Source organism: Rubellimicrobium thermophilum DSM 16684 (assembly GCF_000442315.1).
Taxonomy (GTDB): domain Bacteria; phylum Pseudomonadota; class Alphaproteobacteria; order Rhodobacterales; family Rhodobacteraceae; genus Rubellimicrobium; species Rubellimicrobium thermophilum.
The window spans coordinates 42,821-68,901 of sequence record NZ_KE557325.1; the positions used below are offsets into that span (position 1 = coordinate 42,821).

21 protein-coding genes and 5 pseudogenes are annotated in these 26,081 nt (G+C 69.4%); 19 read left to right on the plus strand and 7 right to left on the minus strand.

Annotated features, from left to right (window positions below):
* Nucleotides 1–60: 60 nt before the first annotated feature.
* From ndk to aguB, 3 genes are all read left to right on the plus strand, one after another.
* The gene (ndk, locus tag RUTHE_RS14460) at nt 61–483 is read left to right on the plus strand and encodes a nucleoside-diphosphate kinase (protein WP_021099227.1); all 423 of its coding nucleotides are present in this window, start codon (nt 61–63) and stop codon (nt 481–483) included.
* A 126-nt stretch (nt 484–609) separates the two neighbouring features.
* A complete protein-coding gene (locus RUTHE_RS14465; RefSeq protein WP_021099228.1) occupies nt 610–1,641 on the plus strand; it encodes a histone deacetylase family protein in 1,032 nt (343 codons plus the stop codon).
* Entirely contained in the window at nt 1,634–2,491 is an 858-nt protein-coding gene (aguB, locus tag RUTHE_RS14470) for an N-carbamoylputrescine amidase (RefSeq protein ID WP_021099229.1), read from the plus strand. Before RUTHE_RS14465 ends, aguB begins: the two co-directional genes overlap by 8 nt.
* A 367-nt stretch (nt 2,492–2,858) precedes the next feature.
* On the opposite strand, the gene RUTHE_RS14475 is transcribed toward aguB, so the two are convergent.
* The 6 genes and pseudogenes from RUTHE_RS14475 to RUTHE_RS17880 all read right to left on the minus strand — a co-directional run.
* Complete coding sequence (locus RUTHE_RS14475) at nt 2,859–3,887, minus strand: ABC transporter substrate-binding protein (protein ID WP_021099230.1); 1,029 nt, start codon at nt 3,885–3,887, stop codon at nt 2,859–2,861.
* Between the two features lie 34 nt (nt 3,888–3,921).
* A complete protein-coding gene (locus tag RUTHE_RS14480; RefSeq protein WP_021099231.1) occupies nt 3,922–4,752 on the minus strand; it encodes an ABC transporter permease in 831 nt (276 codons plus the stop codon).
* Nucleotides 4,745–5,653 carry an ABC transporter permease gene (locus tag RUTHE_RS14485; protein WP_040646018.1) on the minus strand — a complete coding sequence of 303 codons (909 nt, stop codon included), beginning with the start codon at nt 5,651–5,653 and terminating at the stop codon, nt 4,745–4,747. The genes RUTHE_RS14480 and RUTHE_RS14485 overlap by 8 nt, the downstream gene beginning before the upstream one ends.
* Nucleotides 5,650–6,704 (minus strand): annotated as a pseudogene (locus tag RUTHE_RS14490) (ABC transporter ATP-binding protein). The gene RUTHE_RS14485 and the pseudogene RUTHE_RS14490 overlap by 4 nt, the downstream one beginning before the upstream one ends.
* A 5-nt stretch (nt 6,705–6,709) precedes the next feature.
* Nucleotides 6,710–7,765, minus strand: coding sequence for an amidase (locus RUTHE_RS14495; protein ID WP_021099234.1), 1,056 nt, complete (start codon nt 7,763–7,765; stop codon nt 6,710–6,712).
* A 10-nt stretch (nt 7,766–7,775) separates the two neighbouring features.
* A pseudogene (locus RUTHE_RS17880) lies at nt 7,776–8,162 on the minus strand (amidase family protein); the annotation flags it as partial.
* Between the two features lie 126 nt (nt 8,163–8,288).
* On the opposite strand from RUTHE_RS17880, the pseudogene RUTHE_RS18715 reads away from it, so the two are divergent.
* The 16 genes and pseudogenes from RUTHE_RS18715 to RUTHE_RS14565 all read left to right on the plus strand — a co-directional run.
* Nucleotides 8,289–8,381 (plus strand): annotated as a pseudogene (locus RUTHE_RS18715) (KGG domain-containing protein); the annotation flags it as partial.
* Nucleotides 8,362–8,520 (plus strand): con-10 family general stress protein, encoded by a 159-nt coding sequence (locus RUTHE_RS18720; protein WP_211217771.1) that lies wholly within the window; start codon nt 8,362–8,364, stop codon nt 8,518–8,520. The pseudogene RUTHE_RS18715 and the gene RUTHE_RS18720, both read left to right, overlap by 20 nt.
* Nucleotides 8,521–8,768: 248 nt before the next feature.
* Nucleotides 8,769–9,989 (plus strand): MFS transporter, encoded by a 1,221-nt coding sequence (locus tag RUTHE_RS14505; RefSeq protein WP_021099237.1) that lies wholly within the window; start codon nt 8,769–8,771, stop codon nt 9,987–9,989.
* A 22-nt stretch (nt 9,990–10,011) separates the two neighbouring features.
* The gene (gene rfbB / locus RUTHE_RS14510) at nt 10,012–11,127 is read left to right on the plus strand and encodes a dTDP-glucose 4,6-dehydratase (RefSeq protein ID WP_021099238.1); all 1,116 of its coding nucleotides are present in this window, start codon (nt 10,012–10,014) and stop codon (nt 11,125–11,127) included.
* Nucleotides 11,082–11,900, plus strand: a complete 819-nt coding sequence (gene rfbD, locus RUTHE_RS14515) for a dTDP-4-dehydrorhamnose reductase (RefSeq protein ID WP_021099239.1) — start codon at nt 11,082–11,084, stop codon at nt 11,898–11,900. The genes rfbB and rfbD overlap by 46 nt, the downstream gene beginning before the upstream one ends.
* Before the next feature lie 62 nt (nt 11,901–11,962).
* Entirely contained in the window at nt 11,963–13,009 is a 1,047-nt protein-coding gene (locus tag RUTHE_RS14520; protein ID WP_021099240.1) for a LacI family DNA-binding transcriptional regulator, read from the plus strand.
* Between the two features lie 192 nt (nt 13,010–13,201).
* Entirely contained in the window at nt 13,202–14,488 is a 1,287-nt protein-coding gene (locus RUTHE_RS14525; RefSeq protein ID WP_021099241.1) for an ABC transporter substrate-binding protein, read from the plus strand.
* A 109-nt stretch (nt 14,489–14,597) separates the two neighbouring features.
* Nucleotides 14,598–15,584 carry a carbohydrate ABC transporter permease gene (locus RUTHE_RS14530; RefSeq protein ID WP_021099242.1) on the plus strand — a complete coding sequence of 329 codons (987 nt, stop codon included), beginning with the start codon at nt 14,598–14,600 and terminating at the stop codon, nt 15,582–15,584.
* Between the two features lies 1 nt (nt 15,585).
* Nucleotides 15,586–16,545: a carbohydrate ABC transporter permease gene (locus RUTHE_RS14535; RefSeq protein WP_021099243.1), complete on the plus strand. Its 960-nt coding sequence runs from the start codon at nt 15,586–15,588 to the stop codon at nt 16,543–16,545.
* A gap of 3 nt (nt 16,546–16,548) precedes the next feature.
* Complete coding sequence (locus RUTHE_RS14540; RefSeq protein ID WP_021099244.1) at nt 16,549–17,574, plus strand: ABC transporter ATP-binding protein; 1,026 nt, start codon at nt 16,549–16,551, stop codon at nt 17,572–17,574.
* A 144-nt stretch (nt 17,575–17,718) separates the two neighbouring features.
* Complete coding sequence (locus tag RUTHE_RS14545) at nt 17,719–18,987, plus strand: efflux RND transporter periplasmic adaptor subunit (protein WP_021099245.1); 1,269 nt, start codon at nt 17,719–17,721, stop codon at nt 18,985–18,987.
* Between the two features lie 52 nt (nt 18,988–19,039).
* Nucleotides 19,040–19,453, plus strand: a pseudogene (locus tag RUTHE_RS18100) (efflux RND transporter permease subunit); the annotation flags it as partial.
* A 112-nt stretch (nt 19,454–19,565) separates the two neighbouring features.
* Complete coding sequence (locus RUTHE_RS14550) at nt 19,566–22,100, plus strand: efflux RND transporter permease subunit (protein ID WP_021099246.1); 2,535 nt, start codon at nt 19,566–19,568, stop codon at nt 22,098–22,100.
* A 55-nt stretch (nt 22,101–22,155) separates the two neighbouring features.
* The gene (locus RUTHE_RS14555; RefSeq protein WP_021099247.1) at nt 22,156–23,298 is read left to right on the plus strand and encodes a fumarylacetoacetate hydrolase family protein; all 1,143 of its coding nucleotides are present in this window, start codon (nt 22,156–22,158) and stop codon (nt 23,296–23,298) included.
* A gap of 64 nt (nt 23,299–23,362) precedes the next feature.
* Nucleotides 23,363–23,641 carry a hypothetical protein gene (locus RUTHE_RS14560; RefSeq protein WP_021099248.1) on the plus strand — a complete coding sequence of 93 codons (279 nt, stop codon included), beginning with the start codon at nt 23,363–23,365 and terminating at the stop codon, nt 23,639–23,641.
* 71 nt (nt 23,642–23,712) lie between these two features.
* On the plus strand, nt 23,713–25,251 hold the full coding sequence (locus RUTHE_RS14565; RefSeq protein WP_021099249.1) for an aldehyde dehydrogenase (NADP(+)): 1,539 nt from the start codon (nt 23,713–23,715) through the stop codon (nt 25,249–25,251).
* 494 nt (nt 25,252–25,745) lie between these two features.
* Here the strand turns inward: RUTHE_RS14565 and RUTHE_RS14570 are convergent.
* Nucleotides 25,746–25,955, minus strand: a pseudogene (locus RUTHE_RS14570) (iron chelate uptake ABC transporter family permease subunit); the annotation flags it as partial.
* Nucleotides 25,956–26,081: the final 126 nt, after the last annotated feature.

The following is a 26,081-nucleotide window of genomic DNA, read 5'->3' on the forward strand; positions in this document are numbered from 1 at the left end:
CATGATAGGGGCGCGCCCGAAAGCCGGGGCATGGGGTCCCGGCCGCAAGGAACAGCCCTCATGGCCATCGAACGCACGCTTTCCATCATCAAGCCCGACGCCACCCGCCGCAACCTGACCGGTCGGATCAACGCCAAGTTCGAGGAAGCCGGACTGCGCATCATCGCCCAGAAGCGGATCCGGCTGACGAAGGAGCAGGCCGAACAGTTCTATGCCGTCCACCGCGGGCGTCCCTTCTTCGCCGAGCTGACCGAATTCATGGCCTCGGGCCCTGTGGTCGTCCAGGTTCTCGAAGGGGAGAATGCGATCCTCAAGAACCGCGAGGTGATGGGCGCCACCAACCCCAAGGATGCAGCGCCCGGCACGATCCGCGCCGAGTTCGCCGAATCCGTCGGCGAGAACAGCGTCCATGGCTCTGACGCCCCCGAGACGGCGGCGCAGGAGATCGCCTTCTTCTTCGCCGGCATCGAGCTGGTCGGCTGAAGACCCGTCCGGGCGGCGGACGGTCGCGGTGGCCGCCTCAGCCGCCCCGCCTGCCGCCTGAACCCCGCCTTCCGTATGCCCCGGGACTGAGGCAGGCTCGTCGCGCGGCAAACAGGGGAGAGGCGGATGCGCACCTTCTTCAGCGAGGATCACCGGCTGCATTTCCCGAAGGGCGAGCTGTCGGGCGGCCGCTTCATCACCCCCCATGAGCGCCCCGCGCGGATGGAGTTCATCCTGTCGCGTCTGCGCGAGCGGGGATTTCCCCCCGTCGAAGCGCCGGGCGAGGCCGATCTGACCCCGGCACGGCGCATCCTCGACGAGGGCTTCCTGCACTTCCTCGAGACCGCCTGGGACGAGTGGAAGGCCGCAGGCATGGAGGGCGAGGTGATCGCCGCCGGCATGCCGACGCGCCGGCAGCGCCATGACCGCATCCCGCGTCACATCGATGGCAAGGTCGAATACTATTGTCATGCCAGCGAGACCGCCATCACCCGGGGCACATGGCAGGCCGCGCTGTCCTCGCTCGCCTCGGCGCAGGCGGCGCAGGCCGCCGTGGCCGGCGGCGAACGGGCGGCCTTCGCTCTCTGCCGGCCGCCGGGGCATCACGCGACGCGCGACCAGTATGGCGGCTACTGCTTTCTCAACAATGCCGCCGTAGTCGCCGAGATGTTCCGCATGGGCGGCGCCGCGCGCGTCGCCGTGCTCGACATCGACTTTCACCACGGCAACGGCACGCAGGACATCTTCTACCGCAGGGGCGATGTCCTCTTCGCCTCGATCCATGGCGATCCCCTCGACGCCTATCCCTATTTCGCCGGCTTTGCCGACGAGACGGGCGAGGGCGAGGGCGAAGGCGCCAATCTCAACTGCGTCCTCGGACCGGGGACGGGCTATGGCCCCTGGGCCGAAGCCCTCGATCACTGCATCGCCCGCATCCGCGATTTCGGGGCCGAGGCCCTGGTCGTCTCTCTCGGGGTCGATGCCTACAAGAACGATCCGATCAGCTTCTTCCGCCTCGATTCGCCCGATTTCCTCGATGCCGGACGGCGGATCGGGCGGATCGGCCTGCCCACCGTCCTTGTCATGGAAGGCGGCTATGCCATCGAGCAGATCGGCGTGAACACCGTCAATGTCCTCGAGGGCTTTGCCGATGCGTGACATCACGCTTGCCGCCGTGCAGTTCGCCATGAGCGACAGCCCCGCCGTGAATGCCGACCGCGCCGAAGGCCTGGTGCGCGAGGCCGCCGCCGCCGGGGCACGCCTTGTCCTGCTGCCCGAACTCTTCGAAAGCCGCTACTTCTGCATCACGCAGGATCCGCGTCATCTTGCCCTGGCACGGCCTTTTGAACGCAACCCCCTGATCGCGCGCTTTGCCGATCTGGCGCGCGAGCTCGGCATCGTGCTGCCGATCCCCTTCTTCGAGCGCGCGAACCAGGCCTTCTTCAATGCGGTCGCCATCGCCGATGCCGATGGGCGGGTGCTGGGGCATTACCGCAAGAGCCACATCCCCCAGAACCCCGGCTATGAGGAAAAGTTCTATTTCTCGCCCGGAGACACCGGATTCCGCGTCTGGGACACAGCGATCGGGCGGATCGGCGTCGGCATCTGCTGGGACCAGTGGTTCCCCGAGACAGCCCGGGCCATGGCCCTGATGGGGGCCGAGATCCTGTGCTATCCTTCGGCCATCGGCTCCGAACCGTCCGAGCCGGGCTGGGACAGCCAGCCGCACTGGGAAACGGTGATGCGCGGCCATGCCGGGGCGAATCTGATGCCCCTGCTGGCCTCCAACCGCATCGGGACCGAAAGCCAGGACGGGCGCGACGTCACCTTCTACGGGTCCTCCTTCGTGGCCGATGCCACCGGCCAGCTCCTGGCCCGGGGAAGCCGCGACCGGGAAGAGGTCGTGCTCGCCCGGCTGGACCTCGAGGCCTGCGCCGCCTTGCGGGCCGGATGGGGGCTGTTCCGGGACCGCCGGGTGGATCTCTACGGGCGGATTGCGGCGTTCTGAGCGCCTCCTTCCCCTGGCCTGGGCTCCCGTCCCCGGCTGTCTCTGCTGTCTGCGGGCAGCCGCACCGCCGGCAAGGGCCCGGCATGGGCCCGGCATGGGGCGGGTGCCTCTGGGTTGTCCTGATGATGTGGTCTGTCCGTCTCCTTTCCCCGGTCTGACGATTCGATGGGGCCAGTGTCGCTCTGAAAGGTTAACAGATGGTAGGCGCAACGCGCGCTCCATCCCCGATTCGCGCAGCACCCCCGCATGCCGCCATCGCCCGGGCCGCCCGCACAGCCCCGGCGGACAGGCCGGGGTGCCGATCCCCGCGCGGCGGAGGGTTCTGCCGCGCGGGATGCAGGGTCAGGACCGGCGGCGAGGGTCGGGCTCAGCTCTGCAGCTCGGTCCAGATCTGCGCATAGAGATCCGTGGCCGAGGGCGGGCAGGTGGGCAGGAACACGCCATGGGCGCGATGCTCCTCGGGGATGACGATCTCGGGGGCGTCGCGCATCTCGGGGTCCATGAATTCCTCCGAGCCGGTGATGCCGTTGGCATAGCGCGCATAGTTGGAGATGAGCGCGGCGTTCTCCGGCTCCATGATGAAGTTCAGGAACTCGTAGGCCTCGTCCACATTGCGCGCATCCGACAGCAGGGCGACCGAGTCCATCCAGATCGGATAGCCCTCGACCGGATAGCCATAGGCGACCGGCGGGTTGTTGAGGCGGGCGCGCATCGTCGGGCCGTTCCAGGTGAGGGCGGCCATGATGTCATTGGCCGAAAGCTTGGCTTCGGAATCATAGTCCATCGACAGCCAGTGCGGCTTGGCCGCCAGCAGCATGTCGCGCACCTGGCGCAGCACCTCGAGATCCTCGGTGCAGGGTTCGCCGCCGACATTCATGATCGCCATCGAGATGACATCGGCCATCTCGGGCACGACGTTGATCTTGCCCCGCAGTTCCTCGGGCGGGTCGAAGACGATGTCGGAGGTGTTGATGTCCCCGTCATAGGCCGAGGTGTTCACGGCGATGCCGGTTGTGCCCCATTGCCAGGGAACGGTGTAGCGCCGGCCGGGATCCCAGGCGACATCCACCCATTCGGGCGCGATGTTGACGATGTTCGGCAGGCGGGAATGGTCCAGCTCTTGGATCAGGCCGTGTTCGATCCAGATCGGCACGTAGTTGGCCGAGGGCACGACGAGATCGAAGCCATGCCCCCCCGCCGAGACCTTGGCCAGCGCGGTGTCGTTGCTGTCGTAATCGGTGATCGTGACGCGGATGCCGGTCTCGGCCTCGAATTTCGCGATCAGCTCGGGGCTGGTGTAGTCGCCCCAGTTGTAGAGCTGGAGCTGGCGGTCCTGGGCGGCGGCCTGGCCCGCCACGAGGGCGAGGGTGGCAGCAGCAAGACGAAGCGATCGCATGAGGGTCTCCCTGGTTGGTGGGTGGGCGGCGGTGTCAGCCCCGCCTTCGCGTGATGAGGAAGAAGGCCGTCAGCAGCACGAGGGTCAGCCCCAGGAGCGCCGTGGCAATGGCGTTGACCTCGGGCGTGAGGGTGCGGCGGAACTGCCCCAGCATGTAGGTGGGCAGGGTGTCCTGGCCGGCGGATTTCACGAATTCGGTGATGATGACATCGTCGAGCGAGATGACGAAGGCGAGCATGGCGCCGGCCAGAACCCCCGGCATCAGCAAGGGCAGCGTGATGCGGAGGAAGGCCCTGCGGGGCGAGGCATAGAGATCGGCCGCGGCGAGTTCGAGCAGGCGGTCCATCCGCTCGAGCCGGGCCCGGATCGGCAGATAGGCAAAGGGAATGCAGAAGGCGGTATGCGCCAGGACGAGATAGCCGAGCCCCTGATACCCTGTCCAGGCGCGCACCGTCCCGAACAGGATCAGCAGGGCCACGCCGGTGACGATCTCGGGCACCATCAGGGGCGTGTTGATCGCCCCCCAGATCGCCATCCGTCCGCGGAAGGGGCCCTGCCGCGTGGTGCCGAGTGCGGCCAGCGTCGCCAGGACCGTGGAGGCCAGCGAGGCGATGGTGGCGATCAGCAGGGAGCGGCCGGCTGCCTCCTGCACGGCGCGGTTGGCCCAGGCGGCCTCGTACCAGCGGAGCGAGAAGCCGCCCCAGTCGGACATCGAATTGGCCGCGTTGAAGGAGAAGACCACGAGCGTGGCGATGGGCAGATAGAGCGCGACGAAGACCGTGACGGCAACGGCTGCGAAGCCCGGCAGAGTCGTGGCGGAAAAGGTCCGCCGGCGCACGGGTGGGGGAGGCGGCGTCTCAGCCATCATGTCCCCCCTTGGGCGTCGTGGCGCGCAGGTAGAGCAGCAGCGCCCCCATGACCGCGATCAGAAGCGTCACGGCCAGCGCCGAGCCCAGCGGCCAGTTGCGCCCCTGGCCGAACTGCAGTTCGATGAAGTTGCCGATCATCATGTTGGTCCCGCCGCCGAGGACGCGCGGTGTCACATAGGCGCCCAGCGCGGGGATGAAGACCAGGATGCAGCCTGCCACGATGCCCGGCCGGATCAGCGGCAGGATCACCCGGCGCAGGACGCGCCAGCGATCGGCATAGAGATCGTAGCCGGCCTCGAGCAGGCGGCGGTCGAAGCGGTCGATGGCGGCATAGAGCGGCAGGACCATGAAGGGCAGATAGACATAGGTCATGCCGATCAGCGTGGCCCAGTCGGTGAACAGGATCTGGATCGGCGCGGAGATCAGCCCCAGTCGCATCAGGACGGTGTTGATCAGCCCTTCGTTGCGGATCACCTCCAGGATGGCGAAGGTGCGGATCAGGAGATTGGTCCAGAAGGGGATCGTGATCAGGAACAGCCACAGCGGCCGCGACCGTTCCGGTCGCGTGGCGATGAACCAGGCGGTCGGCAGGCCGAGGACGAAGGTCACGAGCGTCGTCGTCAGCGACAGCCAGATCGACCGCCAGAAGATCGACAGATGATCGGTGTTGAGCGACACCGTGCCGTCGAAGATGTCGCGGCGCAGGAACACGCGGAACCAGCCCTCGAGGCTGAAGGGCAGGCGCACGCCGCCATAGTCCCCCCGCGTGAGGAAGGAATAGAGCAGCACCACGAGGAGCGGTCCCACCGCCCCCACCAGCAGCACGAGCAGCGCGGGCGCCGACAGCAGCCAGCCCGCACGGGCCCGCGACCGCCGGCGCACCGCCCCGCTCCTCATTCGGCCAGGACCTGCACGGCGCCCGGCACGGGCCGCAGGCCGACGAGGCTGCCGGGCGGCGGCGCGGCGTCGGTGCCGGGAACGGAGGGCAGGCGCGCGATGACGGAACTGCCGTCCCGCAGGCGCAGCCGCAGCAGGCTGTCGGTGCCCAGATAGGTGGCCCCCTCCAGCGTCGCGGCGAGCACGCCCTCTTCCTCCGCCGGCACGAGGCGGATCTGCTCGGGCCGGATGGCCACCGTGACCGGACCGGCCAGCGGCGAGGCCGCCACGACCTCGCCGGAGCGCAGCCGCACGAGGCCATCCCCCGCCATGGCAGGAAGGAAATTCGTCTCGCCGATGAAATCGGCGACGAAACGGGTGGCGGGGCGGTCATAGATGTCGCGGGGGGTGCCGACCTGCAGCAGCCGCCCCTCCGCCATGACGCCGACGCGGTCGGACATCGCCAGCGCCTCCTCCTGGTCGTGGGTGACGAAGACGAAGGTGATTCCCGTTTCGGTCTGGAGACGCTTGAGTTCGGACTGCATCTCGCGGCGGAGCTTGCGGTCCAGGGCGGAGAGGGGTTCGTCCAGCAGCAGCACGGCCGGCTGCGGGGCCAGCGCCCGCGCCAGCGCCACACGCTGCTGCTGGCCGCCCGAAAGCGCCTCGGGACGTCGGTCGGCCAGCGCCTCGAGCTGAACGAGGGCCAGCATCCGCGCGACCCTCTCCTGCACCTCGGCACGGGGACGGCCCAGCATCTCGAGCCCGAAGGCGATGTCCGGGCGACGGTCAGATGGGGGAAAGAGGGCATAGGACTGGAACACCGTGTTGACCCGCCGGCGATGGGGCGGATCCTGCGTGATGTCCCGCCCGTCGAGCAGGATCCGCCCGCTGTCCGGCGTCTCGAAACCCGCGATGCAGCGCAGCAGGGTGGTCTTGCCGCAACCCGAGGGGCCAAGAAGCGTGAAGAACTCGCCCCGCCCGATGGCGAGGGTCACGCCATCGAGGGCACGCACGGCCGAGGCCCCTCTCCGAAGGTCCGGAAGACGCCCTGAATCTCGACCGAGCCGTCCATGCCCGTCATGCTGCCCCGGCAGGGGCGCGGCTGTCCAGAAGGGGCGGGCGGCGATGCGCCCAGGGACGGGCCATCTCCAGCTCGCGGCAGAGGGCGATCAGCGTCTCGTCCTCGCCGAAGGGCGCGGCGAGCTGGACCCCGATGGGAAGCCCCTCGGCATTCCAGGACAGGGGCACCGAGGCGGCCGGCTGGCCCGAGGCATTGAAGGCCGTGCAGAAGGGGGAATAGGGCCAGACCCCCTCCGGCCCGAGGCGATAGGCCACATAATCCTCGCGGTCATGCGCGAAGCGGCCGATGAGGGCCGGCGGTTCGGCCATGACAGGGGACAGCAGGATGTCGATGCGCGCGAAGGCGGCCGCCATCTGGCGCCCATAGGCATGGATGCGCTCCAGGGCGGCCAGGTAATCCTCGCCCGAGAGCGTCGCCGCATGGGCCAGCGCCCCGCGCGCGACCGGCTCCACCCAGTCGGCCGGATCGCGCCCCGCCAGCGCCCTGCGGATCGAAAGCGCCGTGCCGCAGGCGACGATATCCACCCAGGCGCGGATCATCCCCTCATGATCGGCTTCGGGGCGGAAGGGTTCGACGGCATGACCCAGATCCTCGAGCAGGCGGGCGGCCTCGCGCGCGGCCCCGGCACAGTCGGGATGGACGGGGTCGCCGGTGAAGGTCGTCTCGCACAGGCCGATGCGCAGGCGACGGGGCGGGCGGGCGATGGCGGCCATGTAGCCGCGCCCGAGCGGCGGGGCCCAGTAGGGCGCGCCGGGATCGGCCCCTTCGGTGGCATCGAGCAGCGCCGCCGTGTCGCGCACCGATCGGGTGAGGAAGCCGTCGATGGCCATGCCCCCCCAGCCCTCGCCCGCATGGGGCCCGTCGGGCAGGCGGGCCCGGGTCGGCTTGAGGCCGAACAGGCCGCAGTTGGAGGCGGGGATGCGCACCGATCCACCCCCGTCCGAGCCATGGGCCGCCGGCACGATCCGGGCCGCGACCGCCGCACCCGCCCCGCCCGAGGACCCCCCCCGGCGTGCGCGACAGATCCCAGGGATTGCGCGTGGGGCCGCCATAGACGGCGGCCTCGGTCGCCGGGCCGATGCCGCATTCGGGCGCGGTCGTGCGGCCGAAGATCACGAGGCCCGCCGCCCGCAGCCGGGCGACGAGGGTGGCATCGGTATCGGCCGTCTCGTTTGCGAACAGGCGCGAACCCGAATGAGACGGAAAGCCGACCGCCTCGGCCCCCAGATCCTTGAGCAGGAAGGGCACGCCGCGGAAGGGCCCGCGCGGCAGGCCGTTGCGGATGGCGCGGCGCGCCTCCCCCTCCTGCAGCAGGACGACGGCATTGAGGGCGGGGTTGCGGGCAGCCACCCGCTCCAGCGCCGCATCGAGCAGATCGTCGGGGCTGACCTCGCCGGATGCGACAAGGGCGGCAAGGCCAAGCGCGTCGTGATCGTCGAAGTCCGTCATGCCCCTTCTCCCCCGTGGCCGGGCGGACAGTAGGCGGGCCCTTGCCGGGATGGAAGGGCCGGGAACATCGGGCGGCCGCCGTCGTTTCCCCCGCAGACGGACGAACCCGGCAAGGAGGACCGGAGGATGGACAATCCTGGCAACACCCCGCGCGCGCCCCGCGGCTTTGCCGCCATGGATCCCGAGAAGCAGCGCGCCATTGCCTCGAAGGGGGGGAAGGGCTTCCGGGGGCAATTTCCGGAACGATCCGGCGCGCGCTGCGGCCGCCGGGCGGAAGGGGGGCGAGGTCTCGGGCGGCAATTTCGCCCATGACCGGCTGCGGGCCGCAGAGGCCGGCCGCAAGGGCGGCCGATCCTGATCGCCTCCTGATCGCCGGTCCTGATCGCCGCTCCAGTCCCCGGTCCGATGGCGGTTTCCGGGGCCGATGCCGGTCATTCCGGTCCGGCAGGGCAGCCGGCCTGGTCCCCCGCCTGCCCCGATGCGCCCTGATCAGCCCTGATCGCCCCGTTCGGCCGGGCTGGTCCCGCCCGGTCTGGCCCGTCGGGGCGGCCCTTGCACCTGCCTGCCCGGAGGCGTAGCCGGGTGTCATCCCGTGGAGGATGTGCGATGACGGCAGCAGCAGGCATCCCCCCCGGCAGGATGACGCCGGCGGGGGCGACGACGACATGGCTGGTGCTGGCCGGCGTATCGGTCTGCCATGGCATCAACGACATCATGCAGTCGCTGGTGACTGCGATCTATCCGCTGCTGCGGGCGGAGTTCGCGCTCGAATACTGGCAGATCGGCTTTCTGTCCTTCGCCTTCATGGTGACGGCTTCGGTGCTCCAGCCGGTGGTGGGGGCGCTGACGGACCGTCGGCCGATGCCGATGATCCTGCCGCTCGGCATGGCCTGCACGCTGCTGGGGGTGATCCTGCTGGGCGAGGCGCCGGCCTATGCGCTGCTGGTCCTCGGGGCGATGGCGGTGGGTCTCGGCTCGGCGGTCTTCCATCCCGAGGGCAGCCGGGTGGCCCGCGCCGCCTCGGGCGGACGCTACGGGACGGCGCAGAGCCTGTTCCAGATGGGGGGCAATTTCGGTCACATGGCCGGGCCCCTGCTGGCAGCCTTCGTGGTGGCCCCCTGGGGGCGGGGCAGCGTCGCCTGGTTCGCGCTGGGGGCCGGCCTCGGCATCCTGATCCTGTGGCGCGTGGCGCTCTGGCACCGGGCCCATCGCGCCGCCCAGGCCGCAAGGCCCCGCGTCGAGCGGCCCGGCCACGGGCTGCCGCGCCGGCGCGTGGGCTGGGCCCTCGTGGTGCTGGCGGTGCTCGTGTTCACGAAGAACATCTACACGGCCACCTTCGGATCCTTCTGGGCCCTGCATGTCATCGAGCGCTTCGACCTGACCCTGCAGCAGTCGCAGCTCATGCTCTTCGCCTTCATGGCCGGAGGAACGCTGGGCGTGCTGGCCGGGGGGCCGATCGGAGACCGGATCGGGCCGCTGGGGGTCATCTGGGTGTCGATCCTCGGCACGCTGCCCTTCTCGATCCTGTTGCCTCATGCGGGGCTGTGGCAGTCGGCGGTGCTGACGGTGATCGTGGGTTTCGTCATCTCCTCGGCCTTTCCGGCCATCGTCGTCTTCGCGCAGGAGCTGGTGCCGGGGCGGGTCGGCATGATCAACGGCGTCTTCTTCGGCCTGGCCTTCGGCATGGGCGGGATCGCCGCGGCGGGGATGGGGCTGCTGGCCGATGCGAAGGGCCTCGATTTCGTCTTCCGCATCGTCGCCTGGCTGCCGGCGCTGGGGCTCTTGACGGTGTTCCTGCCGCGTGGAGTCGTGCGGGGGCAGGGCTGAACGGGGCGGAACAGGGGGCGCGATGAGGATCCTGGTGACGGGCGGGGCCGGATTCATCGGCTCGGCCGTGGTGCGGCGCGCGGTGGCGATGGGCCATGCCGTCGTCAATCTCGATGCGCTGACCTATGCGGCCAATCCCGCGAATCTGGCGGAGGTGGCCGCTTCGCCCCTCTATGCCTTCGAACAGGCCGATATCCGCGACCGCGTCGCGCTCGACCGCATCTTCCGCGACCACCGGCCCGATGCCGTCATGCATCTGGCCGCCGAAAGCCATGTGGACCGCTCCATCGACGGGCCGGCCGCCTTCGTGGAGACGAATGTCACGGGAACCTTCCATCTGCTCGAGGCTGCGCGGGCCCACTGGCTGCGCGAGGGACGCCCCCCGGGCTTCCGCTTCCACCACATCTCCACCGACGAGGTCTTCGGCTCTCTGGGGCCCGAGGGGCGCTTCACCGAGGAGACGCGCTATGACCCGCGCAGCCCCTATTCGGCGAGCAAGGCCGCCTCGGACCATTTGGTGCGGGCCTGGGGCGAGACCTATGGCCTTCCCGTCCTGGTGACGAACTGCTCCAACAACTACGGCCCCTATCACTTTCCCGAGAAGCTGGTGCCGGTGACGATCCTCAACGCGCTGCACGGCCGCCCCATTCCCGTCTACGGAACGGGCGAGAATGTGCGCGACTGGCTCTATGTCGAGGATCACGCCGAGGCGCTGTTGCTGGTCCTCGAACGCGGCGCGGTGGGGCGAACCTATGCCATCGGCGGCGAGAGCGAGGCGCGCAACATCGACCTCGTGCGCATGATCTGCAGCATCATGGACGAGATGCACCCCGCCGGCGCGCCTCATGACCGGCTGATCACCTTCGTGCCCGACCGGCCGGGTCATGACCTGCGCTATGCCATCGATCCCTCCCGCATCCGCGCGGAACTGGGCTGGCGGCCCTCGGTGACGCTCCAGGAGGGGCTGCGGCGCACCGTGCGCTGGTATCTCGACCGCGAGGACTGGTGGCGGCCGCTGCTCGGCCGCGACGGGTGGGGCGGCGGCTGGGGACCGGGGCATGAGGATCCTGGGTCTTCGGCCGGACCGGACAGGTGGCACAGGCGCTGCGCCGCCGCGCGCCGGCCGGGGTGCAGCTGACGGCGCTCGGCCGGGAGGAGGCGGATCTCATGAACCCCGCAGCCTGCGCCCGCCTCGTGGAGCGCAGCGACACCGATGCCGTGATCCTGGCCGCCGCCTGGACGGCCGTGGACCGGGCCGAGACGGAGCCGGACGCGGCGCGCATCGTCAATGGCGAGGCCCCTGCCGCCATCGCCCGGGCCGCCGCGGCGCGGGGCCTGCCGCTGGTCCATCTCTCCACCGATTACGTCTTCCCCGGCACGGGTGGCGGGCCCTGGAGGCCCCAGGATCCGGTGGCGCCCCTCAATGCCTATGGCCGCAGCAAGCGGCTGGGCGAGGAGGGCGTTCTGGCCGCCGGGGGACGGGCCGTCATCCTGCGGACATCCTGGGTCTTCTCCGCACAGGGGACGAATTTCGTGAAGACGATGCTCCGCCTGGGGCGCGAGCGCGAGAGCCTGCGCGTCGTCGCCGACCAGCAGGGCGGGCCGACACCGGCCGACGCCATCGCCGAGGCCTGCCTGGAGATTGCCGCCGCCCTGCGTGAAGGGGCCGATGGCGGCATCCACCATCTGTCGGGCGCCCCGGACACCACCTGGGCCGGATTCGCCGAGGCGATCATGGCAGAGGCCGGGCTGCGGACGCGGATCGAGCCGATCGCGACCGCAGATTACCCCACCCCGGCGCGCCGCCCCCTCGATTCCCGGCTCGACTGCACCTCTCTGGCCGAGGCCTTCGGCATCCGGCGGCCCGATTGGCGCGCCGCCCTGCGGGAGGTGCTGGCCGAACTGCGCTGAGCCGACGGAAATCCTTGCCGAAACGCTTCGGATCACGGCATGATTGCGGAGTTGGAGGAGCCATGGCCACGCTCAGGGATCTCAGCCGGAGGCTGGGCCTGTCGGTGACGCAGGTGAGCCGCGCGCTCAACGGTCATGCCGATGTGGCCGAGGCGACCCGTGCCCGCGTCCTGGCCGAGGCGCGCCGGCTGGGCTATCAGCCCAATGCGGCGGCCCGGAGGCTGGCCACCGGGCGGTCGGGGATGCTGGGGCTCGTGCTGCCGGGGCCGCCGAGGATGGAAGAGGATTCGCTCTTCGTCCAGATCGTGGCCGCGCTGTCGCAGCATCTGGCGCGGCTGGGGCGGCTGTTCGTTCTGCATATCGCCGATCCGGACGAGCCGCAGACCGAGGTCTATCGCCGCCTGATCGGCGGCGGGGCGATCGACGGATTCGTGCTGCTCGAGCCGCAGTTGCGCGACCCCCGGGTGGCCTTCCTGCGGGCCGAAGGCGTGCCCTTCGTGGTCCACGGGCGGATCGAGCCGCCGCATGACTACCCCTTCTACGATATCGACAACCGGGCTGTCGCGCGGCGACTGACCGGGATGCTGATCGCGGCAGGGCACCGGCGTGTGGCCTTTCTCAACGGTCCTGCGCGCAACACCTATGCCGTCTCGCGCCGGGCCGGCTGGCGCGAGGCGCTGGAGGATGCCGGGATCGAGCCGGAGCCTGCGCTGCACCGCTTCGGCGCGATGTCCGCCGGGGCGGGGCTGGTCGCGGCGGTGGATTTCTGGGGGCCGCGGGGGCTGTGGCCGACGGGGGTCGTCTGCGGCAGCACCCGGATCGCCATGGGCCTGCTCGAGGGAATCCGGGCGCTGGGGCTGTCGGTGCCGGAGGATGTGTCGGTCGTGGTGCATGACGACGAATTGCCGGGTCTGCGGCCGGCCCTGTTCGACCCGCCCCTGACGGCCACCCGATCGCCCCTGGCGGATGGCTGGCCCCATCTGGCCCGGCTTCTGGTTGCGGCCGTGGATGGCGAGCCGGCGGAAAGGCTGCAGGTGGAGGGGCATGTCGTGACGGATGAACGGGGCTCCGTCGCTCCGCCCCGTCCCGCCCCGCCCGGGACAGTCTGATCCAGGCCTGATCGCATGAAATGATTGACCGGTTCCGAAGGACCGATACGATGAATCGAAAGGGAGGAGAGGGAGTCGATTGACGGCGGGCTGTGGACGCCGCTAGTATTCCAAAACGTTTCGGATGGGTGGGAAATGCCGTCCGGGACCACGACAATCGGGCGGGCTGCGGCCCGTCATGGGAGGACGAACATGACCAACGGACTGAAGACGGCCGCGCGGCGGTCGTCAGCTCTCGCCATCCTTGTGGCGCTGGGGGCCTCGGCAGCGGCGGCGCAGGGTGTGCAGGTGACGATCGTGTCGGGGGCTGTGGGCAATGCCGTGGCCAATTTCGATGCGCTCGTGGCCCCTTGGGAGGAGCGGACGGGCAATGACGCGGTCCTCGTGCCGATGCCGGCATCGACCACCGACCAGTTCGGTCAGTACCGTCTGTGGCTTGCCGCGCAGAACGGCGACATCGACGTCTACCAGACCGATGTCATCTGGGCGCCCCAGCTTGCCGAGCATTTCGTGGACCTGACCGAGGCTGCCACGGCCGCCGGCCTGATCGAGGCGAATTTCCCCTCGATCATCGAATCGCAGACGGTGGACGGCAAGCTGGTCGCCATCCCGATCTTCACCGATGCTCCCGCGCTCTACTATCGCACGGATCTGCTTGAGAAATATGGCGCCTCCGTGCCCACCACCTGGGAAGAGCTGACCGCCACGGCGCAGATGATCCAGGATGCCGAACGCGAGGCGGGCAACAGCGAGATCTGGGGCTTTGTCTGGCAGGGCAACGCCTACGAGGGGCTGACCTGCGATGCTCTCGAATGGATCAAGTCCTTCGGGGGCGGCCAGATCATCGAGCCGGACGGCACCATCTCGGTCAACAATCCGCAGGCGGCGGCGGCGCTCGAGATGGCGGCGTCCTGGGTGGGGACGATCTCGCCCGAGGGGGTTCTGGCCTATCAGGAGGAAGAAAGCCGCGGCGTCTGGCAGACCGGCAATGCGGTCTTCATGCGCAACTGGCCCTATGCCTATGCCCTGAGCAACTCGCCCGATTCGGCGGTGGCCGGGAAGTTCGACGTGGCGCCGCTGCCGGCCGGTCCTGGCCCTGATGGGCGCTCGGCCGCGACGCTGGGCGGATGGAACGTGGCCGTCTCGCGCTATTCGGACAATCAGGAAGCGGCCATCGACCTGGCCCTGTATCTCGGTTCGGCCGAGGCGCAGAAGCAGCGCGCCATCAACGAAGGTAACCTGCCGACCATCCAGGCCCTCTACGAGGATCCGGACGTCCTGGCGGCCAATCCCTATTTCGCGCGCTGGCAGGAGGTGTTCCTGAATGCCGTGCCGCGGCCCTCGGCCCCGGCCGGCGAGGATTACAACGAAGTCTCCACCGCCTTCTTCACGGCGGTGCACAATGTGCTGTCGGGCAACACCGATGCCGCCTCGGCGCTGGCGGATCTGGAGGTCGATCTCGAGGATATCCTCGAGTGATGACGGCCTGACCGGCGGCCGGCGCGGGAGAGCGCCGGCCATGGCCCCAAGTCGAGCGGGGTGGTTCCGCCGCCCCGCCCCCCGAAGCGACAGCGGGAGGTACCCGGCCATGACCACCACAGTCACCGCCGGATCGATGGCCGGCACGCGATCCGGAGAATCCGGACTCGAACGCCAGCGGGCGAGGGCGGCCTTCTGGTTCCTCGTGCCGATGCTGGCGATGCTGGCCTTCGTCGCCGCCTGGCCGCTTCTGCGGTCGATCATGCTGTCGCTCACCGATGCCGACGCCAACACCATCTTCAGCGGCAGCTATGAATGGGTCGGCTTCGACAACTATCTGCGGGCGCAGGAACGGGCGGACGGCACGATCCGCTGGCGCGGAGTCCTGGTCGATGCGAGCTGGTGGAACGCGGTCTGGAACACCATCCGCTTTGCCGTGATGTCCGTCACGCTGGAGACGATCCTCGGCCTGCTGGTGGCGCTTGTGCTCCATGCCGAGTTCAGGGGGCGCGGCTTGGTGCGCGCGGCGATCCTGATCCCCTGGGCGATCCCGACCATCGTCTCGGCCCGGATGTGGGGCTGGATGTTCAACGACCAGTACGGGATCATCAATCACATGCTCCTGTCGGTGGGGCTGATCGACGCACCCATCGCCTGGACCGCCCGCCCCGATACGGCGATGATCGCCGTCCTCATCGTCGATGTCTGGAAGACCACGCCCTTCATGGCGCTGCTGATCCTCGCCGGGCTCCAGATGATCCCCAAGGAGATGTACGAGGCGGCCAAGCTCGACGGCATTCATCCGGTGCGCGTCTTCTTCCGCGTCACGCTGCCCCTGCTGAAGCCGGCGCTGATGGTCGCCGTGATCTTCCGCCTGCTCGATGCGCTGCGGATCTTCGACCTGATCTATGTGCTGACACCGCGGTCCTCCTCGACGGTGACGATGTCGGTGATCAGCTTCCAGAATATCCGCGAATTCGGCGACTATGCCGAAGGCTCGGCCCAGTCCACGATCCTGTTCCTCATCATCCTGGTCTTCGTAACCCTCTATATCTGGCTGGGCCGCGTGGACCTCTCCGGCGAGAGGAGCCGCTGAGATGGAAACCCTCACCTTCCTGCTGTGGCAGCTCGTCCGCTTCGCCATCTTCCTGGCGGTGGCGCTCGCCGTGACCTTCCCCTTCCTCTATGCCGTGCTGGCCGCCGGCGAACGGGGAGAGGAGGACCGCTCTCCGGCCGGTCTGTTCTGGCGGGGCATGTTCTGGCTGGTCGTCGGGCTCATCGTCCTCGTGGCCGTCTTCCCCTTCTACTATGCCATCCTGTCGAGCCTCGAGACCGGAACAGCCCTGTTCCGCGTCAACTATCTGCCCGAGTCCTTCAACCTCGCCAACTACCGCGATGTGCTGACCCGCCCGGCCTTCGTGCGCGCAGTGGGCAATTCGGTCTTCGTCGCGACGATCACGGTGATCGCCGCCCTGATCCTCGCGGTGACGGCCTCCTACGCGCTGGCGCGGGTGCGCTTTCGCGGGCGGGGCCTGCTGCTGATGACGATCCTGGCGGTCTCCATGTTCCCGCAGATCGCGGTGCTGTCGGGCCTTTACGAGCTGATCAACTGGCTCGGCCTCTACAACACGCCCTGGTCGCTGATCCTGAGCTACACGATCTTCACCCTGCCCTTCACGGTCTGGGTGCTGACCACCTTCATGCGTGACCTGCCCATCGAAATCGAGGAGGCCGCGATCATGGACGGGGCAAGCCCCTGGATCATCATCACCCGCGTCTTCATGCCCCTGCTGTGGCCGGCGCTGGTCACCACCGGGCTTCTGGCCTTCATCGGCGCCTGGAACGAATTCCTCTTCGCCCTCACCTTCACCATCAGCGAGAACCAGCGGACCGTGCCGGTGGCCATCGCGATCTTCACCGGGGCTTCGGTTCAGGAAATCCCGTGGGGCCCGATCATGGCGGCCTCGGTCCTCGTGACGGTTCCGCTGATCGTCCTCGTCCTCGTCTTCCAGCGCAAGATCGTGGCCGGCCTGACCGCCGGCGGCGTCAAGGGGTAGGTCATGGCCAACATCCAGCTTCGCAATGTCGTCAAGGCCTTCGGTGCCGCCAAGGTGATCAAGGGCGTGGATCTGGAGATCCGCCGGGGCGAGTTCATGGTCTTTGTCGGCCCCTCGGGCTGCGGCAAGTCCACCCTCCTGCGGCTGATCGCCGGGCTCGAGACGATCACCTCGGGCGATCTGCTCTTCGACGGAGAGCGGATGAACAGCGTCCTGCCCTCGAAGCGGGGCATCGCCATGGTGTTCCAGAGCTATGCGCTCTACCCGCACATGACGGTCTACGAGAACATGGCCTTCGGCATGAAACTGGCCGGGGCCTCGAAGGAGGAACTCGACGCGCGGGTGCGGCGAGCAGCCAGAATGCTCCAGATCGACCATCTGCTCGAGCGGCTGCCGCGCCAGCTCTCGGGCGGGCAGCGGCAGCGGGTGGCCATCGGGCGGGCCATCACCCGCGATCCCCGCGTGTTCCTCTTCGACGAGCCGCTGTCCAATCTCGATGCCGCGCTGCGGGTTGCCACCCGGCTCGAGATCGCCAAGCTGCATCACGAGATGCGCGACGTGACCATGATCTATGTCACGCATGACCAGGTCGAGGCGATGACCCTGGCCGACCGCATCTGCGTGCTGCGCGATGGCCGCGTCGAGCAGGTGGGCACCCCGGCCGAGCTCTATGACCATCCCGCCAATCTCTTCGTCGCGGGATTCATCGGCAGCCCGCGGATGAATTTCATCGAAGGGCCGATCGCGGCCGAACATGGCTGCGCCACCCTGGGCGTGCGCTCGGAGCATCTCGATCTCGTTTCCGAGGAGGAGGGGACCTGGACGGGCCGCGTCGTCCATGCCGAGGATCTGGGTTCGGACAACTATCTGTTCGTGGACATGGGCCTGTCCGAACCGGTGATCGTGCGCCAGCCCGGCAAGGTTGCCGTGGCCATGGGCGAACAGGTCTGGCTGCGTCCCCAGCCGGGACGGCTCCATCGCTTCGACGGGAACGGCCAGCCGATCCCTGTGCCGATGGCCGCCGAATAGACAGCAGGCGAACCGGCAACAGGCGGGGCGCGCCTCTGCCTGCATCGCTGTGGACGCGGCGGGCCGCCCCGCCCTTGATTCTGCCTGCCGGGAGGCCCAGCTTCCCACGGCATGCGGTTTCGGGCTGCTTCGGGGGTCTGGGCGATGGCGAAGGATGCAGGGGCAGCGCCGGACGATCCGCTGGCCAAGCCCGAATGGGCGCTGTCGCGGCGCGAGCGGCGCGCGGCCGAGCGGGCCCGGCTGGGGCGTCCTCCGGCCCGGCGCAAATGGCCCTGGGTCCTGGCTGGCCTGCTGCTGGTCGCGGGGATCGCGCTCTGGCTGGGGCAGGACCGCCTCGTGGCTTCCGTGCCCCCGCCTTCGGCAGAGGCCGGGACGGCCGGGGCGGCCGCGACGGAACCGGGGGCCGGGCCCGCGCCGCGTCTCACCCAGATCAACCGTGGCGAATGGGCGCGGATCGAGCCGTCAACCCAGCGCCGGACGGTGCGCGTGATCGGCACGCTGGCCCCCGTCCGGCAGGCGACCGTCGCCGCCGAGACCGGGGGGCTGGTGGAGGCCGTTCTGGTGCGCCCGGGCGATGCGGTGGAGGAGGGGCAGATCCTCGTCGAGCTCGATATCGAGCGGGCGCGGATCGACCTTGATCTGGCGCGGAGCAATCTGGCCGCCACGCAGGCGCAGCTTGCCCTGGCCGAAGGGCAGCTCGAGCGGTCCGAGGCGCTCGTGGCGCGCGGCGTGGCGGCCGAGACGACGCTGGCCGAGGTGCGGGCCAATGTCGAAAGCCTGCGGGCCAATCTGGCCGCGCAGCAGGATCAGGTGCGGGCGGCGGAACTGGCGGTGGAGCGCGCGGCGGTCACTGCGCCTTTCGATGGCGTGGTCGCGCAGCGCAGCGTGGATCCGGGAAGCGTCGTCGCCGCCGGCACGCCGCTCATGACGATCGTCGATCTGGATCGGATGGAGCTGCTCGGTCAGGCGCCGGTGCGCGCCGGATCCGCGGTGCGGCCGGGACAGCGCGTCGATCTGACGGTGGAGGGGATCGCGCAGCGGCGCTTCGAGGGCCGTGTGAGCCGCATCGCGCCGGTTGCCGCCGAAGGGACGCGCATGCTGACGGTCTATGTGGAGGTGGACAACTCCGAGGGGCTTCTGCTGGGCGGCATGTTCGCCACGGGTGAGATCGTGCTGGCCGAGGCGGAGGGCGTGCTGGCCGTCCCGCAGGAGGCGTTGCGTCAGGATGCGGAGGGCGATTTCCTCTTCGTCATCGTCGATGGCGTGCTGGAACGCCGTGCGGTCACCCCGGGCGAGGTCTGGTCCGGGGGGCTGATCGGGATCGCGCGGGGGTTGTCCCCGGGAGAGGCAGTCGTGACAGCGCCGCTCGAGGGGATCGAGGCCGGCGAGGCCGTGACCCTCGTGGAGTTCTGACATGTTCCTGACCCGGATCAGTGTGGGTCAGCCGGTCTTTGCGGCGATGGTGATGCTGGCCATCACCATCCTGGGCCTTGTGTCCTATTCCCGCCTACCCATCGAGCAGTTCCCGGATGTGGACTTTCCCGTCGTCGCGGCGGTCGTGTCCTATCCGGGGGCGAGCCCCGAAGCCGTCGAGGAGGATGTGATCCGCCCCATCGAGGAGGCGGTCAGCACCATCGCGGGGATCGACGAGATCCGCTCCACGGCGCAGCAGGGGCAGGGCATCGTGGTGATGATCTTCGACCTCGATGTGCGCTCGGCGGATGCGGCCCAGGATGTGCGCGACCGTTTGGCCTCGGTGAGCGCGGGCTTCCCCGAAGGGGCCGAGGATCCCACCGTGCTGCGCTTCGACCCGGCCGAGCAGCCGGTCATCTCCGTCGCCATCTCGTCCGACCGGATGGCCCGGCGCGATCTGACGGCGCTGGCCGAGGATGTCGTGGCGCGGCGGCTCCTGACGATCCAGGGGGTGGGCCGGGCCTCGGTCGTCGGGGGGGGCGCCGCGGCAGATCGACATCCTTCTCGATCCCGACCGGATGAATGCCTACGGGATCGGGGTCGGGCAGGTGACGGCCGCACTGACCGCCGAGAACCGCGACCGCCCCGCCGGCCAGATCGAAGGCGAATCGCGCGTCCGCTCTGTCACCGTCGAGGGGCGGATCGAACGGATGGAGGATTTCCTGTCGCTGCCCGTGGGGCAATCCGGCGGCCTGCCGGTGCTGCTGGGCGATGTGGCGACGATCCGCGCCGGCGAAGGGGATGTCACCTCTCTGGCGCTGCTTGACGGGCAGGCGGCCATTGCCATCGACGTGGTCAAGCAGCAGGGCGCCAATACCGTCGCCGTGGCCGAGGCGGTGCGCGCCGCCATCGCCGAGCTGCAGGCCACGGCGATGCCCGAGGGCGTGACGCTCGAGATCATCCGCGACAACGCCGTGCCGGTGGAGGAAAGCTTCGAGAGCGTGCAGGCCATGCTGATCGAGGGCGCCGCGCTGGCTGTCGTGATCGTGTTCCTGTTCCTCAACTCGTGGCGGAGCACGGTCATCACGGGGCTGACGCTGCCCATCTCGATCATCGGGACGATGACGGCGCTCCATGCCCTGGGCTTCACGCTCAATCTGATGACCCTGCTGGCGCTGTCGATCGCCATCGGCATGCTGATCGACGATGCCATCGTCGTGCGCGAGAACATCACGCGCCATCTCCAGATGGGAAAGGGGCATGTCCGCGCCGCCCTGGAGGGAACGCAGGAGATCGGCCTGGCCGTGGTGGCGACGACGCTGACCATCGTCGCGGTCTTCCTGCCGGTGGCCTTCATGGAAGGCATTCTCGGGCGCTTCTTCCTCCAGTTCGGTGTCACGGTGTCGGTGGCGGTGCTGATCTCGCTGTTCGTCGCCTTCACGCTGGATCCGATGCTGTCCTCGGTGTGGTATGACCCGGCCTCGGACCCCCGTGCTCCCAAGGGGGTGCTGTGGCGGATGGTGGCCTGGTTCGACCGGGGCTTCTCGGCCCTGGGTCGCGGCTATGCGGGGGTCATCCGCTGGGCCTTGCGGCATCGCATCCTGACCCTGATCATCGCATTGCTGGCCTTTCTGGGGAGCTTCACCCTGCTGCCGCGGGTCGGAGTGGAGTTTGCCCCCTCGGTCGATACGGGCGAATTCGTGGTGGAGATCGAGGCCCCCACGGGATCGGCCCTGGCCTACACGGCCTCCAAGATCCGGCAGGTGGATGCCATCCTGCGGCAGTTCCCGGAGGTCGCACGGACCTATGCCACCGTCAATTCGGGCAGCACCGCTGCGGGGGCCCATGTCGCGACCCTCACCGTGGCCCTGGTTCCCTCTTCCGAGCGGACGCGCAGCCCCCAGGACATGACGGAACCGGTGCGCGAGGCGCTGTCGGTCGTGCCCGGCATCGAGGTCACCGTGGGCGCGGCCGGGGGACTGGGCCGGGTCGAGGCGCCGATCCAGGTGACCATCCAGGGCGACAGTTTCGCGGTTCTCGAAGGCATCGCGGCCGAGCTGTCGCGCCGGCTCGAGGCCATCGACGGGGTGAGGGATGTGACCTCGAGCCTGGCCGATGTGCAGTCCACGCTGGCGGTGCGGATCGACCGGGATGTGGCGGTGGATTTTGGCGTGTCCCCGGCCGAGGTGGGGGATTCGCTCTCGGCCCTTCTGTCGGGGCGGCGGGTCGGCGACTGGACGGCTCCGGACGGGCGGTCCTGGGCGCTGAATGTCCAGCTTCCCGAGGCGGTGCGCAACGATGAGGAGGCCTTGGGCCGCCTTCCCATCGCCACCGCACAGGGGACGCTGGTCCGCCTCGATCAGGTGGCGGAGATCACGCCCTCCACCGCCCCGGCAGAGATCACCCGGTCAGGCCAGTCGCGCACCGTCACCGTGAGCGCCAACCTGTCCGGCGCGACGATGGGCAGCGTCGGCCCGCGCGTGGCGGCGGCGATCGACAGCCTGACCCTGCCGCCGGGATATCGCATCCTGCAGGCGGGCGAGGCCGAACAGCTTGCCGAATCGGCAGCCTCGGCCGGGCAGGCGCTCGTGCTCGCGATTGTCTTCATCTATCTGGTGCTGGCCTCCCAGTTCGGCAGCTTTCTCCAGCCGCTGGCGATCATGGTCTCGCTGCCGCTGTCGCTCATCGGGGTTCTGGGCGGGCTGATCGTCGGAGGATCCACGCTGAACATCTATTCGGCCATCGGCTTCATCATGCTGATGGGCCTTGTGGTGAAGAACGCGATCCTTCTGGTGGACAATGCCAATCAGCGGGTGCGGGAGGGAACGAATCTCTATGATGCGCTCGTTCTGGCCGGCGGGACGCGGTTCCGGCCCATCGTGATGACGACGCTGGCCATGATCTTCGGGATGCTGCCGCTGGCGCTCAACCTGCACGGGGGCAGCGGGCAGAACGCGCCGATGGCCCATGCGGTGATCGGCGGGCTGATCTCCTCCACGCTGCTCACGCTGATCGTGGTGCCGGTGGCCCTGACCTTTCTCGACGGTCTCGGGCGGCGGGTGGCCCGCTGGTTCCCGCCCCCGCCCGACCATGATGCCGCGCCGGCCGAATGAGGCTTTTCTGTCTCCGCCGCCGCTGGCATCAGGAAGGCCCCGGGGGAGGCAGGACATGGAACTGGACAGGGACGGACTTTATCTGGGACGGGTCTGGCGCGAGGGGATCGGCCCCTGTGTCGTGACGCTTCGGGATGGGCGGCTGCGCGATGTCACCTCGCGCGCCTTCCCGACCCTGAGCGCCCTTCTGGCCGCGGAGGACATCCCGGAGGCCTGTGCCGGCGGCGAGGAGATCGGCCCGATCGGGGAATGGGAGGCGATGAGCCTCGAGGCCGCCGCCCGCCGCGATGCAGGGGCATCGCGCCTTCTGGCGCCCTGCGACCTGCAGGTGGTGAAGGCCTGCGGCGTGACCTTTGCCCGTTCCATGATCGAACGGGTGATCGAGGAACGGGCAGGGGGCGATCCGTCGCGGGCCGAGGCCATCCGGGCCCGTGTCGGGGCCGTGGTGGGCGAAAGGCTGCGCGACCTCGTTCCCGGATCCGCGGCGGCGGCGGAGGTCAGGGCCGTGCTGCAGGCCGAGGGGCTGTGGTCGCAATATCTCGAGGTGGGCATCGGGCCGGATGCAGAGGTGTTCACCAAATGCCCGCCGATGGCGGCCGTGGGCTGGGGCGCGGAAGTGGGGCTCCATCCCGTCTCGCGCTGGAACAACCCCGAGCCGGAGGTCGTCCTGGCCGTCGATCCGCGCGGCCGGGTGCGGGGCGCCACGCTGGGCAATGATGTCAATCTGCGCGATGTCGAGGGGCGTTCGGCGCTGCTTCTGGGCAAGGCCAAGGACAACAACGCCTCGGCTGCCATCGGACCCTTCCTGCGTCTGTTCGATCGCAGCTTCGGGATCGAGGATGTGCGCCGGCTCGATCTGACCCTCCTGGTGGAAGGGGAGGGTGGCTACCGGATGGAGGGCCGCTCCTCCATGGCCGAGATCAGCCGCGATCCGCTCGATCTCGTGGCGCAGGCGATGGGGCGGCACCATCAGTATCCTGACGGGATGATGCTCTATCTGGGCACGCTGTTCGCCCCCGTGGAAGATCGCGACGCGCCGGGACAGGGCTTCACGCATCATCCCGGCGACCGGGTGACGATCGCGGCACCGGGACTGGGCACACTCGTCAACCGTGTGGCACTGGCGACCGAGGCGCCGGAATGGACCTTCGGGCTGGGGGCGCTGATGCGCAATCTCGCACAGCGGGGGCTCCTGTGATCCGCTCTCTTGGGGCTGGCCGACGGGATGCCTATCCTTGCAGCGAAACGGACAGGAGACCCCGATGACCCCGACCGCGATCCTTCTGGACCAGGTGACGGACCCGCTCCGCCTGGGTCTTCTTGTTGCCTTCGTCGCGCTGCTGCTGCGCTCGCGCGAGGCGGGGCGGCATCTTCCTCTGCTCGCCCTGTCGGTGGTCGCGGTGGCGCTGCTGCGGCCGCTGTTCCTCCCGATCGAGGGCGTGTCCTACGGGATGCAGGCGGGCCTCGGGCTGATCTCCACGCTGGGACAGCTCGCCGTGGTGCTGTCCATCCGCCATGTCGTGCTGCGCTGGCTGGTCTGAGGGCCGGACAGTGGACATCCCGGCGGCGGGACGCCAGATTGCGCCCCGCAGCAGGACTCGGAGGGCATGAGATGGCAGGACGCGGCACAGGCGGCGAAGCGCAGGGACGGCATCTGATCGCAGGCGAATGGGTGGAGGGCGAAGGGTTTTTCCTCTCTGCCCCCTGGACCGGCGAAGCCCAGGAATTCGCCCTCGGATCCCCCGCGCTGGTGGACCGTGCCTGCCGCGGGGCCGAGGCCGACTTCGGAGCCTATGCTGCCCTTTCGCGCGAAGAGAGAGCCGCCTTCCTCGAACGCATTGCCGAAGAGATCGAGGCCCGCGGTGCCCGCCTGACCGAAGTGGCCCATCGCGAGACCGGCTTGCCCCCGGCACGGCTGGACGCCGAAAGGGGCCGCACCACCGGCCAGCTCCGCCTGTTCGCGGATCATATCCGCAAGGGGGATTACCTCGATCGTCGGCACGACCCCGCCCTGCCGGACCGCAAGCCCCTGCCGCGCCCGGATCTGAAGCTCGTGCAGCGGCCGATCGGGCCGGTGGCGGTCTTCGGGGCGTCGAATTTCCCGTTGGCCTTCTCGGTGGCGGGGGGGGACACGGCGTCGGCCCTGGCGGCGGGTTGCCCGGTTGTGGTCAAGGGGCACACGGCGCATCCGGGCACGGGCGAGGTCGTCGCCGAAGCGATCCGCGCCGCCATCGTCGCACTGGGCGTGCCGCCGGGGGTCTTCTCCTTCATCCAGGGCGGGGATCGCAAGGTGGGCGAGGCCCTTGTCACCCATCCGGTCATCCGGGCGGTGGGCTTCACCGGATCGCTGGCCGGCGGGCGGGCCCTGTTCGATCTCTGTGCCCGCAGGCCCGAACCGATCCCCTTCTTCGGAGAGCTGGGATCGGTCAATCCCGTCTTCCTCCTGCCCGCCGCCCTGGCCGCGCGAGGGGCGCAGATCGCCGAAGGCTGGGCCGCTTCGCTCACGCAGGGGGCAGGGCAGTTCTGCACCAATCCCGGCCTCGCGGTGGCGATGGACGGGCCGTCCGCAGACCGCCTTGCCGAAGCGACGACCGCCGCCCTCGCCAAGGTGGGGCCGCAGGTCATGCTGACCGATGGCATCGCCCAGGCCTATCGCGAAGGGTGCCACCGCGTAGCCAGTGCCGAAGGCGTGCGCGCCCTGCATGAGACCCGCCCCGAAGGCCGCAACGCAACCCCCCTGCTCTATGAGGTGACGGGCGAGCATTTCCTGCGTCAGCCGCATCTGGCCGAGGAAGTCTTCGGCCCGCTGGGCCTGCTCGTGCGGGTGCGCGATGGCGAGGAGATGCTCCGGGTCGCCGAGGCGATGGACGGACAGCTTACGGCGACGCTCCACCTCGAGGACGGCGACATGGATCTGGCGCAGCGCCTTGTGCCGGTTCTCGAACGCAAGGCCGGGCGTCTTCTGGCGAACGGCTTCCCCACCGGGGTCGAGGTCGCCGATGCCATGGTCCATGGCGGACCCTATCCCGCCTCCACCAATTTCGGCGCGACCAGCGTGGGCACGCTGTCCATCCGTCGCTGGCTGCGCCCCGTCTGCTACCAGAACTGGCCCGAGGCGCTGCTGCCCGAGGACCTCAGGCCGGCGGGCTGACGGGGGGCGTCCGGCAGGCGCTGACAGGCGGGCTGACGGCCAACGGCACGGGGGCAGGGGACTGCGGCGGACAGACCGCCAGGCAGACTGCCCCGCAGCCGGCCCCGCAGCCGGCCCCGCCGCAGGACGCGACAGGACAGCCCGGCCGTTTCTGCGGGGTTTCGCAGCGGTGGTGCGGCAGGGGCGCTGCGCGGGGCGGGGGGAGATGGCCCTATGGCTCCTTCGGTGCCGCGACAGCAACCCCGGGGGAGTGGCCCGGCGGGCGCGCACAGCCACGGCGCGTCCGGCCAAAGAGCGGAAGGGGCGGACGCGCGCAAGGATGCCGCAGAATGCGGCATGCCCCTGCGGAGCCCGCAGGCACCCTTCAGCCCGGGCTCCCCCTGCCGGGGCGGGCCGTCCGGTGCCTGCGAATCAGACTGCCACAGAAAGCTTAAGATCCGGTTAACGCCACAGCCGCCAACTGGGACAGACCATGGCGGATCCGGGGCAGGGCCTCAGGCGGCCTTCCGTCCCAGCAGGCGGACGAAGAACAGCCCGCCCACCAGGCCGGTGACGATGCCGATGGGCATGTCCTCGGGCGCCATCAGGGTGCGGGCGGCGATATCGGCCCACAGCAGCAGCAGCGCCCCGATCAGGGCGCCGGCCGGCAGAACGCGGGCATGGTCGCCCCCCAGGATCAGGCGCGCGATATGCGGCACCATCAGGCGGGCCGTCCGGTGCCTGCGAATCAGACTGCCACAGAAAGCTTAAGATCCGGTTAACGCCAGCAGGGCTTCCGGTCGCGCCAAGGCTTCCTGTGCCGCCATGGCGTGGCAGTTCCGACGCCCCCC

What these genes read in the sequence shown, in the direction of transcription:
- RUTHE_RS14485 (WP_040646018.1), bottom strand. Translation starts at nt 5,653, where the DNA reads ATGAGGAGCGGGGCGGTGCGCCGGCGGTCGCGGGCCCGTGCGGGCTGG.
- RUTHE_RS14550 (WP_021099246.1), top strand. Translation starts at nt 19,566, where the DNA reads ATGAATGCCTACGGGATCGGGGTCGGGCAGGTGACGGCCGCACTGACC.
- RUTHE_RS14535 (WP_021099243.1), top strand. Translation starts at nt 15,586, where the DNA reads ATGGAAACCCTCACCTTCCTGCTGTGGCAGCTCGTCCGCTTCGCCATC.
- RUTHE_RS14465 (WP_021099228.1), top strand. Translation starts at nt 610, where the DNA reads ATGCGCACCTTCTTCAGCGAGGATCACCGGCTGCATTTCCCGAAGGGC.
- RUTHE_RS14475 (WP_021099230.1), bottom strand. Translation starts at nt 3,887, where the DNA reads ATGCGATCGCTTCGTCTTGCTGCTGCCACCCTCGCCCTCGTGGCGGGC.
- RUTHE_RS14565 (WP_021099249.1), top strand. Translation starts at nt 23,713, where the DNA reads ATGGCAGGACGCGGCACAGGCGGCGAAGCGCAGGGACGGCATCTGATC.
- RUTHE_RS14505 (WP_021099237.1), top strand. Translation starts at nt 8,769, where the DNA reads ATGACGGCAGCAGCAGGCATCCCCCCCGGCAGGATGACGCCGGCGGGG.
- RUTHE_RS14540 (WP_021099244.1), top strand. Translation starts at nt 16,549, where the DNA reads ATGGCCAACATCCAGCTTCGCAATGTCGTCAAGGCCTTCGGTGCCGCC.
- RUTHE_RS14480 (WP_021099231.1), bottom strand. Translation starts at nt 4,752, where the DNA reads ATGGCTGAGACGCCGCCTCCCCCACCCGTGCGCCGGCGGACCTTTTCC.
- RUTHE_RS14520 (WP_021099240.1), top strand. Translation starts at nt 11,963, where the DNA reads ATGGCCACGCTCAGGGATCTCAGCCGGAGGCTGGGCCTGTCGGTGACG.
- RUTHE_RS14495 (WP_021099234.1), bottom strand. Translation starts at nt 7,765, where the DNA reads ATGGCGGCCCCACGCGCAATCCCTGGGATCTGTCGCGCACGCCGGGGG.
- RUTHE_RS14560 (WP_021099248.1), top strand. Translation starts at nt 23,363, where the DNA reads ATGACCCCGACCGCGATCCTTCTGGACCAGGTGACGGACCCGCTCCGC.
- RUTHE_RS14555 (WP_021099247.1), top strand. Translation starts at nt 22,156, where the DNA reads ATGGAACTGGACAGGGACGGACTTTATCTGGGACGGGTCTGGCGCGAG.
- aguB (WP_021099229.1), top strand. Translation starts at nt 1,634, where the DNA reads ATGCGTGACATCACGCTTGCCGCCGTGCAGTTCGCCATGAGCGACAGC.
- RUTHE_RS14530 (WP_021099242.1), top strand. Translation starts at nt 14,598, where the DNA reads ATGACCACCACAGTCACCGCCGGATCGATGGCCGGCACGCGATCCGGA.
- RUTHE_RS14525 (WP_021099241.1), top strand. Translation starts at nt 13,202, where the DNA reads ATGACCAACGGACTGAAGACGGCCGCGCGGCGGTCGTCAGCTCTCGCC.
- rfbB (WP_021099238.1), top strand. Translation starts at nt 10,012, where the DNA reads ATGAGGATCCTGGTGACGGGCGGGGCCGGATTCATCGGCTCGGCCGTG.
- RUTHE_RS14545 (WP_021099245.1), top strand. Translation starts at nt 17,719, where the DNA reads ATGGCGAAGGATGCAGGGGCAGCGCCGGACGATCCGCTGGCCAAGCCC.
- ndk (WP_021099227.1), top strand. Translation starts at nt 61, where the DNA reads ATGGCCATCGAACGCACGCTTTCCATCATCAAGCCCGACGCCACCCGC.